Origin of the sequence: Listeria aquatica (assembly GCF_014223975.1) — a bacterium.
GTDB lineage: Bacteria > Bacillota > Bacilli > Lactobacillales > Listeriaceae > Listeria > Listeria aquatica.
In genome coordinates, this window is the sequence record NZ_JAARRM010000005.1 from 65,716 (window position 1) to 84,443 (window position 18,728).

The following is an 18,728-nucleotide window of genomic DNA, read 5'->3' on the forward strand; positions in this document are numbered from 1 at the left end:
TTTATTAGGAGGTAAATTCTGTTTCAATGTCACGAAATGAAGCAATAGGTTTGTTTTTGGCGTTAGTAAAGCTTAAATGGAGTTTTAAATTATTTTGTCGTAAACTAGTGAATTCTTTTGAAGCAAGGACAGAATGGTCTATGGGAACTTTAAAAGAAACCTCAAGAAAGTGTTTGTCAGTATAGCGAATATCTTGAGAGGCAACGGACAGGGAGGCTTCCTCTAGTGTGCTAAGTATATAAATATCATGTGGTAGCTCAACTTGCATCCCGAAATGTTCCACAGAAGCCATCTGCTTATAGAGGTTGGGGCTCAAAGAAAGTGGAATATTAAAATAAAGTTGATTGCCTGTTAAATTAATAGAGGCAGGACTAATGCTAACATGATCTGCTGATAACATATTTTTAAGGCGATCAATGGAAATAGCGTCATAAGATTTCTGAGTCGCGACATCTTCTCTTTTTTGTAAGCAAAGAGCGCCGATAAAGAAAAGCAATGAAAATAAAATAGCTAATAAGTACAAATTTTTCAAAAGTATAGACCTCCGCAAAATAAGCTGCTTTCAAATTTTAACATAATCTGACTCTCGATGCAGGAGAGTGATTTGCTGTTTTCGGAGGAGTATTCAATTATGAGATAATTAGACAAATAGTGCTAAGTACTGAAAAAACTAGCATATAAAAACGGGAGAATTCTGATTATACATTTATTGCATAAAAAGCTTATTTTGTATGCGGCTATATGCAAGAAATTGTCACAAAAAGTTCACAAATAGAAGCTAAATGAATACTTAAAAAGGAGAACGGTTGTTGGACCGAAAATGTTCAAGAAAATGTTTGAAGCAAGTCTACTCCTGTGGTATAATTTGTTATTGTGAGTAATTATAAATTATTCCTTGCTCGTTCTCATCGCAGAGGAGTGATACACTTTAAAACGATGAGGATGCGATTTTTCGCATCAGAGCCGCTAAGACCACAAGGAGGTGTAAAGTAGATGGCTAAAAATTACGAGATTAACTACATCATTCGTCCGAATATCGAGGAAGATGAGAAAAAAGCGTTAGTAGAACGTTTTGACGGAATCTTAACTTCGAACGGAGCTGAGATCATCGAATCAAAAGAATGGGGTAAACGTCGCTTGGCTTATGAAATCCAAGACTTCAATGATGGAATTTACCACATCGTGAAAATCTCTGCTGAAAATGCAGATGGTATTAACGAATTCGATCGTATCGCTAAAATTACGGATGACATTATTCGTCATATCGTTGTTAAAGAAGAAGAATAAGACTTATTTTCGAAGGGCTTGCCCTTTGATTCCATTAAACGAGAGGAGGTTGGTTCTGTATGATGAATCGTGTGGTGTTAGTAGGCCGTTTAACCAGAGACCCTGAACTTCGTTATACTCCAGCAGGTGTTGCTGTTGCAACATTTACACTTGCTGTTAACCGTACTTTTACGAATCAGCAAGGAGAGCGGGAGGCCGATTTCATTAATTGCGTAGTTTGGCGAAAGCCAGCTGAAAACGTAGCGAATTTCCTTAAAAAAGGAAGTTTAGCAGGCGTTGATGGTCGAGTTCAAACTCGGAATTATGAAGGTCAAGATGGTAAACGTGTCTATGTAACGGAAGTGGTTGCTGAAAGTGTTCAATTCCTAGAGCCTAAAAACGCGACGCATAATGGCGGAAACGGTGGCTACCAAGGAAATTCCGGTGGTGGATATAGCAATAATAACGCTGGCGGTGGATACAATCAGAACCAGCAATCTTCATCTCAAAGTTATGATCGCGCAAATAATGATCCATTCGCAAGTGATGGGAAACCGATCGACATCTCGGATGACGATCTTCCATTCTAATTTGAGAAGAGACAAAACAATGCGCAAATAGATTTTATTGAGAGATAGGAGGAGAAAAACATGGCTGGAGGACGCAGAGGCGGACGTCGTCGTAAAAAGGTTTGTTATTTTACGGCTAACGGAATCACACACATCGATTATAAAGATGTTGAATTACTAAAAAAATTCGTTTCAGAACGTGGTAAAATTTTACCTCGTCGTGTAACAGGTACAAGTGCGAAATACCAACGTAAATTAACAGTTGCTATTAAACGTGCTCGTCAAATGGCACTACTTCCATTTGTTGCGGAAGAAAAATAAGCATACAAGTCAAACTGGCTTTGGATTTTCTGTAAATCCAAAGCCAGTTTTTTTATTAGAAGGTAAATTTGTTTGTATTTTAAATCGAATATTGAAAATACTATGTAAAAAATTGGAAAAAATGGCATTTTTTGGTCATTCGCGACCAAAAATAGACATTTCACTACATTTTTGGTTATAATTGCTTATTTCGTTGTAAAATAGAGATGGAGGTGAAAAATTTGAGCAGTTTAGTGAACAAAGTTCCTCTAACAGAAAGAATTGCGGAGAAGCTCATCTCAAAAGAACGTTTTCAAGAAGATGAAGAAAGCTACGAAAAAGTAAAATACGGAATGGAAGTTATTTTAATTAACACGATGAAAATCGGTTTAGTTTACTTAGTTTCCCTTCTCATGGGCGTGTTTTTTGAAACGCTGATTGTTCATTTTTCTTTTTTGATTGTGAGGCGTTATTCATTTGGATTGCATGCGATTAAGAGCTTGAATTGTACGTTAATTAGCTTGTTGGTCTTTGTAGCAGGTCCATTCTTTTTGAGAGATGTTTCATCTTCAAATTGGCTCGTGTTGGTTATCTTTGCGATTATTGTGCTTAATATATTTTTATATGCACCAGCAGATACAGAAAGTTTGCCTCTTTTAGGCGCTACAAATCGCAAGATGTTAAGAAATAAAGCAGTTTTATGTACTTTGTTATTAATGGGGGTTACACTTTCTATTCCATTTGCGGAAATAAAGACACTGATTTTATTTGGTGCATTTTACCAAATGGTGTGCATTCACCCGTTAACTTATAAATTACTTAAGAGGAGGAGAAATAGTTATGAAATTTATGAATGACAAAGCGATGCAATTTTTGGGGAGAAAACTTGAAGATAAGGCGCTGAAAATTGCCAATAATTCAATGAAGAAATCTTGTGTAGGGCTTTCCTATGAACCAAAAAGTCCTTTTGTGAAGAAAATGGAACAAGAAAGCAAATAAGTAAGTGAATTTATCTATATCAATAAATAAAAGTGTGATAAAATATGTTGTAAGATGAAGTTGTCACATCGTGGAGGATATACATGAATCAAACGATAATTTTGCTTATAACTATTTTAATTCAAACTATTGGTTTATTTATTGTTGTAGAAATTCTATCTGGATGGGTATTAAAATGGAAAGAGGGAGCGGTCACATTGGTTTTTGCCATTGCTACCATCCCTCTATTTCCTGTGATTACTTATTGGTTAAACTTAGTTATTATTTTCATCTTTATAATAGCTTTATTATATAAAAAGCAAACTATTTTTATTTCAATTATTATTCCAGCACTAACTTTTATTCTTTTAATTGTAAGTGATTATATATTTAGTAATATTTTTGTACCAGTCTTTAAAATCCCCATTTCTGAAATATATCAAGAGCTTGGAAGTGCGGCTAGTTATGCAGCAAGCATGATGATAATTGCTTGTCTGTTCGCATATATTATCAAAAAATTTGTAGACAAATGGGATCTTTATACTTATATTAATCAGAAAAAATATGGTTTTATCACTGTGGCAATTACATTGCTCACGCTGCTGATTTATCATTTAAATATTTTCTTCAGTGCAGCAGATGGTTTTGTCCAAGAAGTTGTTCGCTTAAACACCATTATTTTTCTAGCTTATTTTGCGATTTTGATTGGTATGCTATATTTGGTACTACAATCAGCTGTGCAGGAAATTAAAATGAAAAATCAACAAGAACAATTCGCGCAACTTCAAGAATATACATCCACGCTTGAAGAGTTACACAATGAAATGCGTGTTTTTCGGCACGATTATATTAATATTTTATCAAGTATGGCTGGTTATATTGATGAAAATGATATGGAAGGTCTTAAAAAGTACTTTGAGAAAAATATCGTGCCCATTAACCAACAGATTGAAACCAATGATTACCGGATCTCTGCATTGCAAAATATTCATGTTACAGAACTAAAGGGTTTACTTGCGATCAAATTGATTCGGGCGCAAGAATTGAATATTGATGTGAGTGTAGAAGTGATGGAAGAGATCGATTCCATTAATATGCCGAGTGTAGATCTTTGTAAAGTGGCAGGAATTTTATTAGATAATGCGGTGGAAGCTGCGCTCGGGAGTGAAAAACCAGTTATTCGGATTGCTATTTTTAAAAGAGAAGAGGCAACGACGATGATATTTGCGAATAGTATTCCGAAGAACATGCCGCCTGTATATAAGATTTTTGAAGATGGATTTTCAACTAAGGGGACAAATCGAGGAATAGGTTTGTCTAGTCTGAGAGGGACATTACAAGAATATTCAAACGCTGCTCTTGATACGAAATTGGATGAAGAGAAGCAAGAGTTTATTCAGGAACTAGAAATCATGTAGAAAAGCGGGGAGATTATTATGCTTCCGATTTTTGTTTGTGAAGATAATAAGATTCAACGAGAACGGCTTGTTGGATATATCAATGATGCAATTATGTTTGAACATTATGATATGGAAATTGAGATTGCCTCAGGAAATCCAGATGAAGTTTTGGAAGCTGTTCAAAAGAAAATGGGATTAGGGCTTTATTTCCTTGATATTGATTTGAATCATCTGGACTTTAATGGATTTGAGTTGGCCAAAGAAATTCGCAAGTTGGACCCACGTGGCTTTATTGTTTTCTTTACAACGCATGCTGAAATGACTTATTTGACTTTTACGTATAAAATCGAAGCAATGGACTACATTGTGAAGGATAATCTTTCGGATGTGAAAGAACGTGTTCGGGCTTGCTTGGAAAGTGTTCAGGAAAGGCTGGAGGATGACTCGAATACGAGTAACTATTTTACATTTCATGTTTCAGATAAAAAAGTTATTCATGAAAAAATGGAGGATATTCTCTTTTTTGAAACATCACCTAAAACTCACAGGGTTGTTATGCATAGCAAGAATCGGCAAGTTGAATTTTATGCCAAATTAAAGCAAATTGAAAATAGCTTGGGGGAACCCTTTTATAGGTGTCACCGGTCTTTCCTTGTCAATAAAGATAATATTAGTGAGGTGGACATGAAAACGGGGACAATTACGATGGTAAATGGTGAAGAATGTATTGCGTCAAATAAATTAATTAAGGGACTTCAGTTGTAGCAAAGGGCCGCATCTATTTATTCAAATAGAACCGGCTCTTTTTACATTATTTGAATCTTGCGGAGAGAAAAGGTAAAATGGTAAGATGAGTAACTGTAATTTTGGACTGGATGAAAGATTTCATTAATGAACAGGGAGCTGAATGGAACATGCAGAGCTTTTTTGAAAAAAGAATGCTTAAATATCCATTATATGGCTTAATTGCTGCGACCATTATTCTGTGTGTCATCACCTTTTTTTACGCTTGGTGGCTCTCCATTGTTATTTTTGTAGCAGGTATCGTGCTGATTACAGCGATGTTTTACTTTGAACACCGCTTGAACCAGGATGTGCAGAATTATGTTTCTAATTTAACCTACCGGATTAAGCGTAGTGAGGAAGATGCACTCGTTGAAATGCCGATGGGGATTATGCTGTATGATGAAAATTATAATATTCAATGGGTTAATCCGTTCATGACAAAGTATTTTGATAACAAAAGCGTTATCGGCGACTCCCTCGAAGAAGTGGGACCGGAATTCCTTTCTGTCATTAAAGAAGAAGGCAAGGAAGGTATTCAGACAATCAGTTGGAAAGATCGACGCTTTGATACGATCATTAAACGAGAAGAGCGGATTCTTTATCTCTATGACCGAACGGATTATTATGAACTCAACACCAAATATCGCGAAGAAAAAGCTGTGTTTGCGATTATTTTTCTGGATAACTACGATGAATGGGCGCAGGGGATGGATGACCGGCGTAGAAGCGGCTTGAATAGTCTCGTTACGACGATGTTAACAAACTGGGCGCAAGAAAGGCGGATTTACCTTAAGCGAATTAATGCTGATCGGTTCATCGCTTTCTTGAACGAGGAGAAGCTCGACAGATTAGAAGAAGAGAAATTTCAAATTCTTGACCGTATCCGTGAGCGAACTTCGAAACAAAATATTCCATTAACGCTGAGTATTGGTATCGGGCACAGAGAAGAAGATTTGATTGATTTGGCTGACCTTGCGCAATCTGGGCTTGATTTAGCATTGGGACGTGGCGGCGACCAAGTGGTTATCAAGGAACCAGAAGGTCACGTGCGCTTCTATGGTGGGAAAACTAATCCGATGGAAAAACGGACGCGGGTTCGGGCGCGGGTGATTTCGCAAGCGCTTCAAGAGCTGATTAGTCAAAGCGATCAAGTTTTTGTTATGGGGCACCGTTTTCCAGATATGGATGTCATCGGATCAAGTTTAGGTGTGATGCGTATTGCTGAGATGAACGACCGCAGTGCATATGTGGTTGTGGAACCAGGGAAGATGAGCCCGGATGTTGAACGGCTGATGAGCGAAATTGAAGAGTATCCGAATGTTATTAAAAACATTGTGACGCCGCAAGTGGCAAATGAAAATATTACTAATAAAAGCTTGCTCGTCATTGTTGATACGCATAAGCCGTCAATGGTAATCAATCAAGAATTGCTTGAGTCGGCTTCGAATGTGGTCGTGATTGACCATCACAGGCGTTCTGAAGAGTTTATCGAGAATCCTGTACTCGTTTATATTGAACCGTATGCTTCTTCGACTGCAGAGCTTGTGACGGAGCTGTTTGAATATCAGCCAGATCTTGAACAGGTTGGCAAAATCGAAGCAACGGCACTTTTATCGGGAATCGTTGTGGATACGAAAAATTTCACTTTGCGAACCGGATCGAGGACGTTTGATGCCGCTAGCTATTTGCGTTCGCTTGGAGCAGATACGGTGCTCGTTCAAAATTTCTTGAAAGAAGATTTGGCGACGTTTGCACAGCGTAGTAGTTTAGTTGAGGCGCTTGAGATTTATCATGATGGGATGGCGATTGCAAAAGGTGCTGAGGATGAGGTTTATGGCACGGTGATTGCTGCTCAAGCGGCAGATACGATGCTTTCGATGGAAGGCGTTGAGGCGTCGTTTGTTGTGACGCTTAGACCGGATAAGATGATTGGAATTAGCGCCAGATCACTTGGTGAAATTAATGTTCAGGTGATTATGGAAAAACTTGGCGGTGGTGGACATTTATCAAATGCCGCTACGCAGCTTAAGGGTGTTACAATTGAAGAAGCAACAAAAGAACTGATTGCGGCGATTGACGCTTATTGGAAAGGAGAGACTTGAGGTATGAAAGTTATTTTTTTGAAAGATGTAAAAGGTAAAGGGAAAAAAGGCGAAATAAAAGATGTTGCGGATGGGTATGCGCAAAACTTTTTGATTAAAAATGGTTACGCGGCTGAGGCGAATTCACAAAATATGAGTGCCCTACGCGGCCAGAAGAAAAAGGAAGAAAAGATAGCGCAAGAAGAGCTAGATGAAGCGAAGGCGCTTAAAGAGAAATTAGAAGGGCTAACGGTTGAACTGAAAGCGAAATCTGGTGAGGGTGGTCGCTTGTTTGGTTCGATTACGTCAAAACAAATTGCTCAAGCTCTGCAAAAAGAGGAAGGTATTAAAATTGATAAGCGTAAACTAGAGCTTCCTGATGCGATTCGTTCACTTGGGTATACGAATGTTCCGGTGAAATTGCATCATGAGGTGATGGCGACGCTTAAGGTGCATGTTGGAGAAGAATAATTTAGCTGGAAAGGGAGCGTAGTGTCAGTGGATACTTTTCAAGATCGTACGCCGCCACAAAATGTGGAGGCAGAAAAAGCTGTTCTCGGTGCCATTTTTCTTGAACCGAATGCCCTGATTACGGCTTCTGAAATATTAATGCCGGAGGATTTTTACCGGCAGTCGCATCAATTGATTTTTGAGACAATGCTCGACTTGAATGATCACGGGAAAGCGGTAGATGTCCTTACGGTATATGAAACGCTTTCTGCAAGTGGTCGGATTGAAGATGCAGGCGGATTGCCTTATTTGACGGAACTGGCGGGTTCTGTTCCGACAGCGGCTAACCTTGAATATTATGCGCATATTATCGAGGACAAGGCGCTTTTACGGCGTTTGATTCGAACGGCAACGCAGATAGCAACGGATGGTTATTCGCGCGAAGATGAGCTGGATTCGCTTATGGATGAAGCGGAAAAAAGTATTTTGGAAGTGTCGCAACGGAAAAATGTTGGTGCGTTCCAGAATATTAAGGATGTTCTCGTTAAGACGTATGATGATATCGAGATGCTGCATAATCGTAAAGGCGATATCACAGGGATTCCAACGGGGTTCCATGAGCTCGACAATATGACAGCGGGTTTTCAGCGCAATGACTTGATTATAGTGGCAGCTCGGCCATCTGTTGGTAAAACGGCTTTTGCGTTAAACATCGCGCAGAATGTGGCGACGAAAACGGATGAGAATGTGGCGATTTTCAGTCTCGAAATGGGGGCTGAACAGCTTGTGATGCGGATGCTTTGTGCGGAAGGAAATATCAATGCGCAGAATCTGCGGACAGGGTCACTGACGAATGATGATTGGCAGAAGCTTACGATTGCAATGGGCACGCTTTCGAATTCGGGGATCTTTATTGATGATACACCTGGGGTCCGTGTGAATGAAATTCGTTCAAAGTGTCGCCGTTTGAAACAGGAAGCGGGTCTCGGGATGATTGTCATTGACTATTTGCAACTTATTCAAGGTAGTGGTAGAAGTGGCGAAAATAGACAACAAGAGGTTTCTGAGATTTCAAGGTCACTCAAAGCGCTTGCACGGGAACTTGAGGTTCCTGTTATCGCGCTTTCGCAGTTATCACGGAGTGTGGAACAACGGCAAGATAAGCGGCCGATGATGTCGGATATTCGGGAATCGGGTTCAATTGAGCAAGATGCGGATATCGTCGCGTTTTTGTATCGTGAAGATTACTATGACCGTGAAGGGGAAAATGATGGAACGATTGAGATCATCATTGCGAAACAGCGTAACGGTCCAGTTGGAGACGTGAAACTGGCCTTTGTGAAAGAATATAATAAATTTGTTAATCTCGAAGTGCGTTATGATGATGCAATGGCGCCACCGGGAGCTTAACGAAAAACCTATTTGTTTCTGGAGGACGATTTTATCCTCTTTAAACAGATAGGTTTTTTTAGTTCGATTTGCGGGAATGCAAAAGTTGAAGGGGTGAACGCTGATGATGAAAGAATATGGACGAATTTTAACGGCTGTTGATGGGTCGGAAAGCGGGGAAGCAGCTTTTTTCAAGGCAGTTCAAGTTGCGCTTCGCAACCACGCGGAACTTTTGATTGTCAATGTGGTCGATACGCTTTATTTTGCAAATGTTACGGCAGCAGACGGAGGCGCGACGGTTAACCAATTTACGGAAACTTCGAAACAATTGCTTGAAGATTACCGAAAGCGAGCTGAGGAAATGGGACTTAGCAAGGTGAACGCAGAAGTGGTTTATGGCTCGCCGAAAGCACGGATCGTAGAGATCGCTGAAGAGGATTTTCACCCGGACTTGATCGTAGTTGGGGCGGTTGGTCAGTCAAGGCTTGCGCGGATGCTTTTAGGAAGTGTCGCTTCTTACGTAACCATCCACGCACCTTGTGATGTTTTAGTGGAACGGGAATCTATTTCAAAAAAATAATAGGAGGAAAAGACAAGAGTTCTCGAGCTTTCTTGTCTTTTTCGCTTATAATGGGATGAGATATAGGCAAGAAAGGGGAGTATGGCATAGATGGTCAAGGTGTTAATTGCAGATGATGATGAGGCGATTCGAAAACTTGTGGGGCATTATGTGCGCGCAGAGGGATTTGAACCAATCCTTGCAAGTGATGGAGAGGAAGCTTTGGAGTTACTTGAGGAACATGCGGCAGAGCTTGTAATCGTGGATTTAATGATGCCAAAACGAGATGGTTACTCACTCGCGAAGCATATCCGCACATTTTATGATATTCCGATTATTATGTTGACTGCTAAAAATCAGTTGTTGGACAAAGAAAAGGGATTTGAAGCGGGAACAGATGACTATTTGACGAAGCCGTTTGAACCAGAGGAATTGATTTTCAGGATTCGTGCGTTGCTGCGCCGGTTTCAGAAGGCGAGTGCAAAAATGATTGAAGTTGGAAATTTAACGATTGATAAAGGAAGTTATACGGTGAAAGCTGGCAGAAAAGAATGGTTACTTCCAGTGAAGGAGTTTGAGCTACTCTATCAGCTTGCGAGTTTCCCGGAACGAATCTTCACACGGGAAGAATTGATTGAACAAATTTGGGGGAAAGCCTATGATGGGGCTGATCGTACAGTAGATGTACATATTAAGCGGTTGCGCGATCATTTTAAGCAAGAAAGCGGGATTTTAATCACGACTGTGCGCGGTTTGGGTTATAAATTGGAGGAACTTAAATGACAAGGTCGATTTATGGCAAGTTCGTTGCAGTCACACTTGCGGTAATGTTTATAAGCAGTTTCCTTGGTTTCTTGTTCGCAAATATTTATTATCAGTGGAAGTTGAAACCGATCAATGATGCGAAGGTAACGCAAGTGACTGAGCGGGTGACGGATTTTTATCAAAAAAATGAAGAGCTTAATCTGGCAAGCTACCTAGAACAAGTGGGGGATATGGGTTATCAGTTGCTTTTGACGGACGGGAAGGCAGAAGAGTACTATTTTGGTGGCGATTTCAGGGTGAAAAAGCTCGATCCATCCATTATTAAGCAAGTGCTGGATGGAAAAACGTATCACGGGATCGATCAATTTGATGGAGGCTTATTTGTTACGGGCTTTTTTGACAATCAGCTAAAAAATTCCATCGGCGTTCCAATTGAGACAAAAGATGGAACGAAAGCGTTGTTTGTGCGTCCCGATCAAGAAGCGCAATTTGGCGAGTTGCGATTTTTCTTTGCATTGATTTTGGTGCTTACGGCGTTCATTAGCATTGTTTTGGTATTTATTAGTACGCGGATGGTTGCAAAGCCGATTCGCAAATTGACGAAAGCGACGGAAAAAATCGCGGCGGGGGATTTTGATGTCAAACTTGATACGAAGCGCAAAGATGAAATTGGGCAACTGGGAGCTTCTTTTACTAAGATGACGGATGAACTCGCGGCAGTTGATGCGGCGCGCCAGGAATTTGTGGCGAACGTTTCTCATGAATTGCAGTCGCCGCTAACTTCGATGCACGGCTTTGCAGAACTTCTTGCGCAGGATAAACTTACGGAAGAAGAACGGAGATCTTACTTGGCGCTTTTATCACAGGAAACGGCGCGGCTTTCGAGGCTAACGAAACAACTGCTTTTACTAGCGTTTTTGGATAAGGAAACGGAAATGGTTGGGCAGGAAACGGTAGATCCAGCTCCAGCGATTCGGAAGGCCATCCAGATGTTTGAGTGGAAAATTCAGGAGAAGGAACTTAGCCTGACGATGGACTTGTCAGATGCTAAGGTGCAAGGGGATGCGGAATTGATCGAACAAGTTTGGCAAAACTTGCTTTCGAATGCGGTGAAGTATACGCCGGAACATGGTTCAATTGAGATTTCAAGCAAAGAGCAAGAGGATTGGGTCGAAATTCGCGTTTGGAATTCTGGAGAGCCTATTCCGGATGAAAAACTTGGAAAAGTCTTTGAACGGTTTTACCGGGGAGATGAATCTCGCTTGCGTAGCGGGGAATCAAGCGGATTAGGCTTATCTATTGTCGAAAAGATCATCCAGCTTTCTAGCGGGTCGATTGCGGTCAGAAGTGAAGCGGGTCTTGGAACGGAATTTATTGTTCGGCTCAAAAAGGCAAATTTGTAATCGGAAGTTCACATTCTGTTCACACTGGTATCTTACAGTAAGAGGGTAAGATAAAGGAGTGAACGGAATGTTTTTAGCATTAAAGGAATTGAAACATGCAAAATTAAAGTTTTCGCTAGTCGTGTTGATTATGGTTTTAATCGCTTGGCTCGTGTTATTTGTGACGGGGCTTGCAAATGGACTTGCTAGCGATAATGGTTCGGCGATCGAATCGAGTAAGGCAACAGGGTTTTTAGTTGAGAAAGATTCGGATAATCGTTTGACGCGTTCGAGCCTTTCGGAAGAGAAGGTTCAACGAGCGGAAGAAAAATTTGGGAAGAACGCTACGGCGCTGGGTGTTCAAATGACTACGGTCACAAAGCCGAGTGCAGCGAAAAAAACAGACGTGACTTTTTTTGGTATTGATCCTAGCCGTTTCTTGGTGCCAGAAAAAGTGTCTGGAAGTTCGCTTGCGGAAAACCAAGGAAATGTTGTGATTGCAGACGAGAAACTCAAAGAAAGTGGCTACAAACTTGGAGATAAAGTGAAAGATCAGATGAGTGGAGCGGTTTTTGAAATTACTGGTTTCGCAAAAAATGCTACGTATAGCCATACGCCTGTTCTTTATACTAATTTTGATAGTTTTAAGAAGCTACAACAAAGCGGGGCAAATTCATATAATGCGGTTGCTTTACAAGGCGGGTCCGGTGAAGGGTTTACGCAAAACGGTCTGGTTTATGCAAGTGAAAAGGAAGTGCTTGAAAATATTCCAGGTTACTCTGAGGAGCAAGGCTCGCTTCTTATGATGATTGTATTTCTGTTTGTAATTGCCGCATTCGTATTGGCTGCATTTTTCTACGTGATTACGATTCAAAAAATGAACCAATTAGGTGTGCTTAAGGCTGTCGGAGCAAAAACGAGCTATTTAGCACGAAGTATTGTTTTTCAAGTAGTTTTTCTAGCTTTTGTCAGTCTAGTGATTAGTAATGCGCTCACTTTTCTTATGGCGCTTGCACTTCCTGATAGCATGCCTTTTAATTTAAGTCCGCTTACGGCACTGTTTTGTTCGGGGCTATTCATTTTAATGGCTGTGCTAGGTTCAATATTATCATTAAGCCGCGTTGTTCGGGTCGATGCGCTTGAAGCGATTGGGAGGGCAAACTGATATGCAAACGACAAAATTGAGTTTTAAAGATGTAACGAAATTTTATCACGATGGGGAAACGACGATTGAAGTGTTGCGAAATGTGAATTTAGAGGTTGGACAAGGTGAATTTGTCGCCATTGTTGGTCCATCTGGGTCAGGCAAAAGTACATTTCTTTCCATCGCAGGAGCGCTGCTTACGCCAAGCTCGGGGCAGGTATTCGTTGATGCGAAGGAAGTCACAAATTTATCCAAGAAGAAATTAACGGAAACAAGGCTTAAAGAAATCGGCTTTATTTTTCAAGGTGCCAACCTGGTCCCCTATTTGACGGTGCTCGATCAGCTACTTGTAATTCCAGTTTTAAACGGCGAACGAAAAGCTGGGAAGAAACGTGCGCTTGGTTTGTTAGAGGAACTCGGGCTTATGCACCGGAAGAATCAGTATCCAGATCGGCTTTCTGGTGGCGAACGGCAACGCGTAGCAATTGCACGTGCGCTGATGAATGATCCAGAGGTTATTTTGGCGGACGAGCCAACGGCGAGTCTTGATTCGGAGCGTGGTCGGAAAGTGGTGGAGATGATCGCATGGGAAGTCAAACGTGAAAATAAGGCGGCTGTTATGGTCACTCATGATGAGCGGGTTCTTGATTTGTGTGATCGCGTAGTTCGGATTGAAGATGGTAGGCTTACGGAAGCGCGCTGAGGGCGATAAATTATAAAATGCGAACATTACGTTTCTTGCTAAAAAAATCGTTCGTGATATTGATTGACGAATAGCAAGGGAGACGGTACAATGGAGAATGGAAATAAGGAGCTTGTTTAGTCAGGCTTAAATTATTAAAAGAGGTGTTTGCATGTCTTCAGTTGTTGTTGTCGGAACACAATGGGGCGATGAAGGAAAAGGTAAGATTACGGATTTCTTGTCGGAGAATGCGGAAGCGATTGCGCGTTATCAAGGTGGGAACAATGCGGGTCACACGATTAAATTTGATGGTGAAACGTACAAGCTTCACTTGATTCCATCAGGGATTTTCTATAAGGATAAGATTAGTGTGATCGGAAACGGGATGGTCGTTGATCCAAAAGCACTCGTCACGGAATTGAAGTATTTACATGATAAAGGGATCGATACGGGGAATCTGCGGATTTCAAACCGTGCACATTTGATTCTGCCTTACCACATTCGGATTGATGAAGCAGATGAAGAACGAAAAGGTGCAAATAAAATCGGTACGACGAAAAAGGGCATTGGCCCGGCTTATATGGATAAAGCGGCTCGTGTTGGGATTCGCGTAGTTGATTTACTAGATAAAGAAACGTTTAAAGAGAAGCTAGAGCAAAATTTGAAAGAGAAAAATCGCTTATTGGAACGTTTTTATGAACTTGAAGGTTTTTCGCTAGAAGAAATTTTGGATGAGTACTACGAGTATGGTCAACAATTTAAAGAATATGTTTGCGATACTTCGGTTGTTTTAAATGATGCGCTCGATGAAGGAAAACGGGTCTTATTTGAAGGTGCGCAAGGCGTTATGCTCGATATTGACCAAGGAACTTATCCGTTTGTAACTTCAAGCAACCCGATTGCTGGTGGTGTTACGATCGGAAGCGGCGTAGGGCCGTCGAAAATCAATCATGTTGTTGGAGTTGCAAAAGCCTACACTTCCCGTGTTGGTGACGGACCATTCCCAACTGAGTTATTCGATGAAACAGGTGAACGGATTCGTGAAGTCGGTCATGAATACGGAACAACAACTGGACGTGCTCGCCGTGTAGGCTGGTTCGACAGTGTTGTCGTTCGCCATGCTCGCCGCGTGAGTGGACTAACGGATTTGTCACTTACTTTACTCGATGTATTAACTGGAATCGAAACGCTTAAAATTTGTGTAGCATACAAACTTGACGGAAAAACAATTACAGAGTTTCCTGCGAGTTTAAAAGATCTTGCACGTTGTGAGCCAGTTTACGAAGAATTACCTGGTTGGACAGAAGATATTACAGATGTTAAATCGTTAGATGAGCTTCCTGCTAACGCTCGTCATTATATGGAACGAATCGCGCAACTTACTGGCGTGCAAGTTTCGATGTTTTCCGTTGGTCCGGATCGAAACCAAACGCATGTCGTAAAAAGCGTGTGGCGTCTTGCTTGATCTTTAAAGAGATGCGTCCGCAGCTATTTTGCGGGCGCTTTTTTGTTCAAAGAAAATTGGTCTATCTCCACTCCGATTCTATCATTATTTCTCGGGAAATAAATCCCAATAATAGCTAATTAAAAATTTCACAATCTATCAGTATTAAAATTAAGCCGTTTTATTTTTGCAATTAAATTGTAAATTTTGCTTATAAAACCTGAATAAATAGCTATTTTGTCATGTTCATAAGGAATAAAGTCGAAAAAATCGCAAGTGTTTTTATTGCATTAAAAGAATAGAGTATGGTAAAATTCTTTTATTGATAGCGCTTACATTGTGAAAGGGGAAATTTACTACATTCTTGCTATTTTGCAAAATCTCTATTTTAAGCTATGATAAAAGTAGAGAAAAAACTGTTTTGACAAAGCTTTTTTTAAAATTGGTAAGGCAGCAAAGAGTTTAAGCAAGGCCCAAGAATAATGAGGGGGAAGTACATAATGGAACAGAAACAAGAACTATCTCGTGGTTTGAAAAACCGGCATGTTCAGCTGATTGCGATTGGGGGAGCAATTGGTACAGGATTATTCCTTGGTTCAGGTAAGTCCATTCATTTGGCTGGTCCATCTATTTTAATCGCTTATATGATTACAGGAGCAATTTGTTTTCTAATCATGCGAGCTTTAGGTGAGATTTTGCTCTCAAACTTAAATTACCATTCGTTTGTAGACTTTGTACAAGATTATTTTGGAAACGCGGCAGCATTTGTAACTGGCTGGACGTATTGGTTCTGTTGGATTTCGATTGCAATGGCCGATCTGACAGCAGTAGGACTTTACACACAATTTTGGTTCCCAAATGTTGCACAATGGGTACCAGGGCTAATTGCTCTTGTACTTCTACTTGTAATGAACCTAGCGACTGTAAAGCTATTCGGAGAAATGGAATTCTGGTTTGCATTAATTAAAATCATTGCCATTTTGGCACTTATCGTAATTGGCATATTCATGATTATCAAAGGCTTCTCAACAGATGCGGGAGCATCAACGTTCACAAATTTATGGAGCCACGGGGGTTGGTTCCCGAACGGAGCTAATGGGTTTATTTTATCCTTCCAAATGGTTGTATTTGCCTTTGTGGGGATTGAACTAGTTGGCTTGACGGCGGGCGAAACAGAAGATCCGGAACACGTTATCCCAAGAGCGATCAACAACATTCCCATCCGGATTTTGATTTTCTATATTGGGGCACTGCTTGTCATTATGAGTATCTATCCGTGGAACTCAATCAATCCTGCAGAAAGTCCGTTCGTACAAGTATTCTCAGCAGTGGGAATTACAGCGGCGGCAGGGATTGTTAATTTTGTTGTTTTAACATCGGCAGCGTCTGCCTGCAATAGCGCAGTGTTTAGTACAAGTCGAATGGTTTATTCACTTGCAAAAGAGAAAAATGCGCCGAAAAGAATGACCAAATTAACATCACACAAAGTACCGTCCAACGCGCTATTCTTCTCATCGATTGTTATTTTAATTGCGGTTATTTTGAACTATATCATGCCAGAAGGAGTATTCACACTTGTAACGAGTGTTTCGACAGTATGCTTTATCTTCATTTGGGGTATTACTGTGCTCGCGCATTTGAAATATCGGAAAACGCGTCCTGAGCTAGCGAAGAAAAATAAATTCAAGATGCCACTCTATCCATTTTCGAATTATGTGATCTTAGTATTCTTGGCATTTGTACTTGTTGTCCTAGCACTAGCAGAAGATACTCGTGTAGCGTTGTTTATTACGCCACTCTGGTTTGTTGGAGTGTTGATCGTTTATTATATTCGTAAATCGCGGATTGTGCACAAAAACGAGCACGAAGAATTAAGCGAATAAAAAAGGAAAAGCTTGAGCTAATGGGGGCAAGAAACCATTGGTTCAGGCTTTTTTATTAAAAATGCTTGCAAAAAATAAAGAAAGTGGTAGAATTAGTCTGTTGACAAATTTTTCACGGGTTATTAGCTCAGTTGGTAGAGCAGCTGACTCTTAATCAGCGGGTCGGGGGTTCGAACCCCTCATAACCCATTGGGTGCCAAACCCTTGAGACTGGAGCTTTTTCGGCGTTTTTTAACGTTTGGAAGAAGAAGCTTGCAGTCTTTTTTTATATTCGAATACCAGAAACATTCACGAAATATCCCATGTTTTAAGGGAAAGACATGTTATGCTTATTGAATAAATGAGTACCATTAAAATGACAAGAGATACGAAGTCTTGAGAAGCATTCTGGGGGTTTTAGAGGTATGTTATTTTGAATAGTTCCAAAATTTGTCCTTTCAGGTGGGATTATTTTTGTGTCTATAAGATGAAAATTATGACGAATAAAAATTAAATATTCTTACTAAGATCCAAAAAAATAAAAAAACTATTGATTTTTAATCGTTAGCGAAAAGAATCAGATATTTCACGATATTTTTGGTTTTACAGAATATTTTCATGCTATACTTTTTTGTAACATGGTTTTATACATAAATAAAAAGCGGGGGTGAATGAAAATGGAGAATATTAAAAAAATCAATAGCCTAGTGGAAGTAGTTATTTTAGTTCTCATTTCCTTTTGTTTACCAGTCATTGGGTATGCAAGTTCTATCTACCTACTTACTAAAAAATCCGTGTTTCCAAGTTGGGTTTCTTTTGTCGCAGTTTTAGCAATAATCTTGCAAACTATAACTATTATTTGTTTAATTATTATGGTCGTGTTTTTTTCGCAAACAAATGATATAGATATTCAGACAACAGTTCAATCAAAACTTATTAAATGAAAAGAGGGCACACAATGAATAGACTAAAAAAGAGAATGGCATTATTAGTTGTTGGGACAACAGTTTTAATTGGAACAACGTTTGCTCCTTTAGTCTCATATGCAGCTGAGACTACAAATGCACCTACACAAGAATAATTTGCTAAAGCTGCACAAATTTTAGAAGTTGAACCACAAGAATTAGAAAATTTGGGAGAAAACGTAAATAAGGCTCTAGAGAATCTTGAATCAAGTGATAGTCAAAGTAATATAAAAGTTAGTGAAAATATACTAATGGATATCGATACTAAAGAAGAGAATCTTCCTATTTTAAATTCTCAGTTTCCAATGTTAAGAGCTGCAACTTATCAGAGAACAGTCAGTTCTACATATAAAATAAAAATCGTTTAGGCGGGGTAATTTATACACTGAAAGCATATGGAGTTTTTAATACGAACGGAGTCACTGCAAAACCAGTAGATGGCTATGGAAGTTACTCTGGGAATATATGGACAATAAAAGCGAAAAGGGAAGCAATGTCTAAGGCACAGTCTAAAGCATATGTGCGTGTATCATTTGCAGGTAAATTTAAAATTGGTATTGGGCCAATTAATCTAACTTTACAATCTTTCAAAAATAATGCAACGGTCTATTGTACTTCTAAAGGAAAAGTAACTGCATCTTGGAGATAAATGTAATATCTTTCTTTGCATCTTTTAATAGTATACAATTCAGCACTGGGATTTGAG

At 39.8% G+C, this 18,728-nt stretch carries 20 protein-coding genes and 1 tRNA gene; 20 read left to right on the plus strand and 1 reads right to left on the minus strand.

What is annotated here, in order from left to right:
• Nucleotides 1–4 precede the first annotated feature (4 nt).
• A complete protein-coding gene (locus HB912_RS11145; RefSeq protein WP_185374602.1) occupies nt 5–532 on the minus strand; it encodes a hypothetical protein in 528 nt (175 codons plus the stop codon).
• Nucleotides 533–993: 461 nt separating this feature from the next.
• On the opposite strand from HB912_RS11145, the gene rpsF reads away from it, so the two are divergent.
• From rpsF to HB912_RS13320, 20 genes are all read left to right on the plus strand, one after another.
• Nucleotides 994–1,287: a 30S ribosomal protein S6 gene (gene rpsF / locus HB912_RS11150; RefSeq protein WP_036073880.1), complete on the plus strand. Its 294-nt coding sequence runs from the start codon at nt 994–996 to the stop codon at nt 1,285–1,287.
• A 59-nt stretch (nt 1,288–1,346) separates the two neighbouring features.
• The gene (gene ssb / locus HB912_RS11155; protein ID WP_036073878.1) at nt 1,347–1,856 is read left to right on the plus strand and encodes a single-stranded DNA-binding protein; all 510 of its coding nucleotides are present in this window, start codon (nt 1,347–1,349) and stop codon (nt 1,854–1,856) included.
• 60 nt (nt 1,857–1,916) lie between these two features.
• Nucleotides 1,917–2,156: a 30S ribosomal protein S18 gene (rpsR, locus tag HB912_RS11160; RefSeq protein WP_036073876.1), complete on the plus strand. Its 240-nt coding sequence runs from the start codon at nt 1,917–1,919 to the stop codon at nt 2,154–2,156.
• Nucleotides 2,157–2,377: 221 nt separating this feature from the next.
• Nucleotides 2,378–2,992, plus strand: a complete 615-nt coding sequence (locus HB912_RS11165) for an accessory gene regulator B family protein (RefSeq protein WP_185374604.1) — start codon at nt 2,378–2,380, stop codon at nt 2,990–2,992.
• Nucleotides 2,976–3,134: a cyclic lactone autoinducer peptide gene (locus HB912_RS11170; protein ID WP_185374606.1), complete on the plus strand. Its 159-nt coding sequence runs from the start codon at nt 2,976–2,978 to the stop codon at nt 3,132–3,134. The genes HB912_RS11165 and HB912_RS11170 overlap by 17 nt, the downstream gene beginning before the upstream one ends.
• Before the next feature lie 95 nt (nt 3,135–3,229).
• Entirely contained in the window at nt 3,230–4,531 is a 1,302-nt protein-coding gene (locus HB912_RS11175; RefSeq protein WP_342354371.1) for a sensor histidine kinase, read from the plus strand.
• An 18-nt stretch (nt 4,532–4,549) separates the two neighbouring features.
• Nucleotides 4,550–5,278 (plus strand): LytR/AlgR family response regulator transcription factor, encoded by a 729-nt coding sequence (locus tag HB912_RS11180; RefSeq protein ID WP_185374610.1) that lies wholly within the window; start codon nt 4,550–4,552, stop codon nt 5,276–5,278.
• Between the two features lie 149 nt (nt 5,279–5,427).
• Complete coding sequence (locus tag HB912_RS11185) at nt 5,428–7,401, plus strand: DHH family phosphoesterase (protein WP_185374701.1); 1,974 nt, start codon at nt 5,428–5,430, stop codon at nt 7,399–7,401.
• Nucleotides 7,402–7,404: 3 nt separating this feature from the next.
• Nucleotides 7,405–7,851 (plus strand): 50S ribosomal protein L9, encoded by a 447-nt coding sequence (gene rplI / locus HB912_RS11190; protein ID WP_036073864.1) that lies wholly within the window; start codon nt 7,405–7,407, stop codon nt 7,849–7,851.
• Between the two features lie 27 nt (nt 7,852–7,878).
• On the plus strand, nt 7,879–9,240 hold the full coding sequence (gene dnaB / locus HB912_RS11195) for a replicative DNA helicase (RefSeq protein WP_036073862.1): 1,362 nt from the start codon (nt 7,879–7,881) through the stop codon (nt 9,238–9,240).
• 103 nt (nt 9,241–9,343) lie between these two features.
• Entirely contained in the window at nt 9,344–9,799 is a 456-nt protein-coding gene (locus tag HB912_RS11200; protein WP_036073860.1) for a universal stress protein, read from the plus strand.
• Nucleotides 9,800–9,889: 90 nt separating this feature from the next.
• Nucleotides 9,890–10,561 carry a response regulator transcription factor gene (locus HB912_RS11205; RefSeq protein ID WP_185374612.1) on the plus strand — a complete coding sequence of 224 codons (672 nt, stop codon included), beginning with the start codon at nt 9,890–9,892 and terminating at the stop codon, nt 10,559–10,561.
• Nucleotides 10,558–11,946: a sensor histidine kinase gene (locus HB912_RS11210; RefSeq protein WP_185374615.1), complete on the plus strand. Its 1,389-nt coding sequence runs from the start codon at nt 10,558–10,560 to the stop codon at nt 11,944–11,946. Before HB912_RS11205 ends, HB912_RS11210 begins: the two co-directional genes overlap by 4 nt.
• 67 nt (nt 11,947–12,013) lie before the next feature.
• Nucleotides 12,014–13,090 carry an ABC transporter permease gene (locus tag HB912_RS11215; RefSeq protein WP_185374617.1) on the plus strand — a complete coding sequence of 359 codons (1,077 nt, stop codon included), beginning with the start codon at nt 12,014–12,016 and terminating at the stop codon, nt 13,088–13,090.
• Between the two features lies 1 nt (nt 13,091).
• Nucleotides 13,092–13,772 (plus strand): ABC transporter ATP-binding protein, encoded by a 681-nt coding sequence (locus tag HB912_RS11220; protein ID WP_185374619.1) that lies wholly within the window; start codon nt 13,092–13,094, stop codon nt 13,770–13,772.
• Nucleotides 13,773–13,923: 151 nt separating this feature from the next.
• Nucleotides 13,924–15,216 carry an adenylosuccinate synthase gene (locus HB912_RS11225; RefSeq protein WP_185374620.1) on the plus strand — a complete coding sequence of 431 codons (1,293 nt, stop codon included), beginning with the start codon at nt 13,924–13,926 and terminating at the stop codon, nt 15,214–15,216.
• A gap of 461 nt (nt 15,217–15,677) precedes the next feature.
• Nucleotides 15,678–17,078 (plus strand): amino acid permease, encoded by a 1,401-nt coding sequence (locus HB912_RS11230; protein WP_185374622.1) that lies wholly within the window; start codon nt 15,678–15,680, stop codon nt 17,076–17,078.
• Nucleotides 17,079–17,194: 116 nt separating this feature from the next.
• A tRNA-Lys gene (locus HB912_RS11235) sits at nt 17,195–17,267 on the plus strand.
• A gap of 467 nt (nt 17,268–17,734) precedes the next feature.
• Nucleotides 17,735–18,001, plus strand: coding sequence for a hypothetical protein (locus HB912_RS11240; protein ID WP_185374624.1), 267 nt, complete (start codon nt 17,735–17,737; stop codon nt 17,999–18,001).
• Between the two features lie 14 nt (nt 18,002–18,015).
• On the plus strand, nt 18,016–18,138 hold the full coding sequence (locus HB912_RS13320) for a hypothetical protein (RefSeq protein WP_280529555.1): 123 nt from the start codon (nt 18,016–18,018) through the stop codon (nt 18,136–18,138).
• The last annotated feature ends 590 nt before the right edge of the window (nt 18,139–18,728 follow it).

Bases quoted from the DNA above. Each gene is read 5' to 3' on its own strand.
- HB912_RS11210 (WP_185374615.1), top strand. From the start codon at position 10,558: ATGACAAGGTCGATTTATGGCAAGTTCGTTGCAGTCACACTTGCGGTA.
- HB912_RS11185 (WP_185374701.1), top strand. From the start codon at position 5,428: ATGCAGAGCTTTTTTGAAAAAAGAATGCTTAAATATCCATTATATGGC.
- HB912_RS11180 (WP_185374610.1), top strand. From the start codon at position 4,550: ATGCTTCCGATTTTTGTTTGTGAAGATAATAAGATTCAACGAGAACGG.
- HB912_RS11170 (WP_185374606.1), top strand. From the start codon at position 2,976: ATGAAATTTATGAATGACAAAGCGATGCAATTTTTGGGGAGAAAACTT.
- rplI (WP_036073864.1), top strand. From the start codon at position 7,405: ATGAAAGTTATTTTTTTGAAAGATGTAAAAGGTAAAGGGAAAAAAGGC.
- HB912_RS11225 (WP_185374620.1), top strand. From the start codon at position 13,924: ATGTCTTCAGTTGTTGTTGTCGGAACACAATGGGGCGATGAAGGAAAA.
- HB912_RS13320 (WP_280529555.1), top strand. From the start codon at position 18,016: ATGAATAGACTAAAAAAGAGAATGGCATTATTAGTTGTTGGGACAACA.
- rpsF (WP_036073880.1), top strand. From the start codon at position 994: ATGGCTAAAAATTACGAGATTAACTACATCATTCGTCCGAATATCGAG.
- HB912_RS11215 (WP_185374617.1), top strand. From the start codon at position 12,014: ATGTTTTTAGCATTAAAGGAATTGAAACATGCAAAATTAAAGTTTTCG.
- rpsR (WP_036073876.1), top strand. From the start codon at position 1,917: ATGGCTGGAGGACGCAGAGGCGGACGTCGTCGTAAAAAGGTTTGTTAT.
- HB912_RS11230 (WP_185374622.1), top strand. From the start codon at position 15,678: ATGAGGGGGAAGTACATAATGGAACAGAAACAAGAACTATCTCGTGGT.
- HB912_RS11205 (WP_185374612.1), top strand. From the start codon at position 9,890: ATGGTCAAGGTGTTAATTGCAGATGATGATGAGGCGATTCGAAAACTT.
- HB912_RS11200 (WP_036073860.1), top strand. From the start codon at position 9,344: ATGATGAAAGAATATGGACGAATTTTAACGGCTGTTGATGGGTCGGAA.
- HB912_RS11240 (WP_185374624.1), top strand. From the start codon at position 17,735: ATGGAGAATATTAAAAAAATCAATAGCCTAGTGGAAGTAGTTATTTTA.
- HB912_RS11220 (WP_185374619.1), top strand. From the start codon at position 13,092: ATGCAAACGACAAAATTGAGTTTTAAAGATGTAACGAAATTTTATCAC.
- ssb (WP_036073878.1), top strand. From the start codon at position 1,347: ATGATGAATCGTGTGGTGTTAGTAGGCCGTTTAACCAGAGACCCTGAA.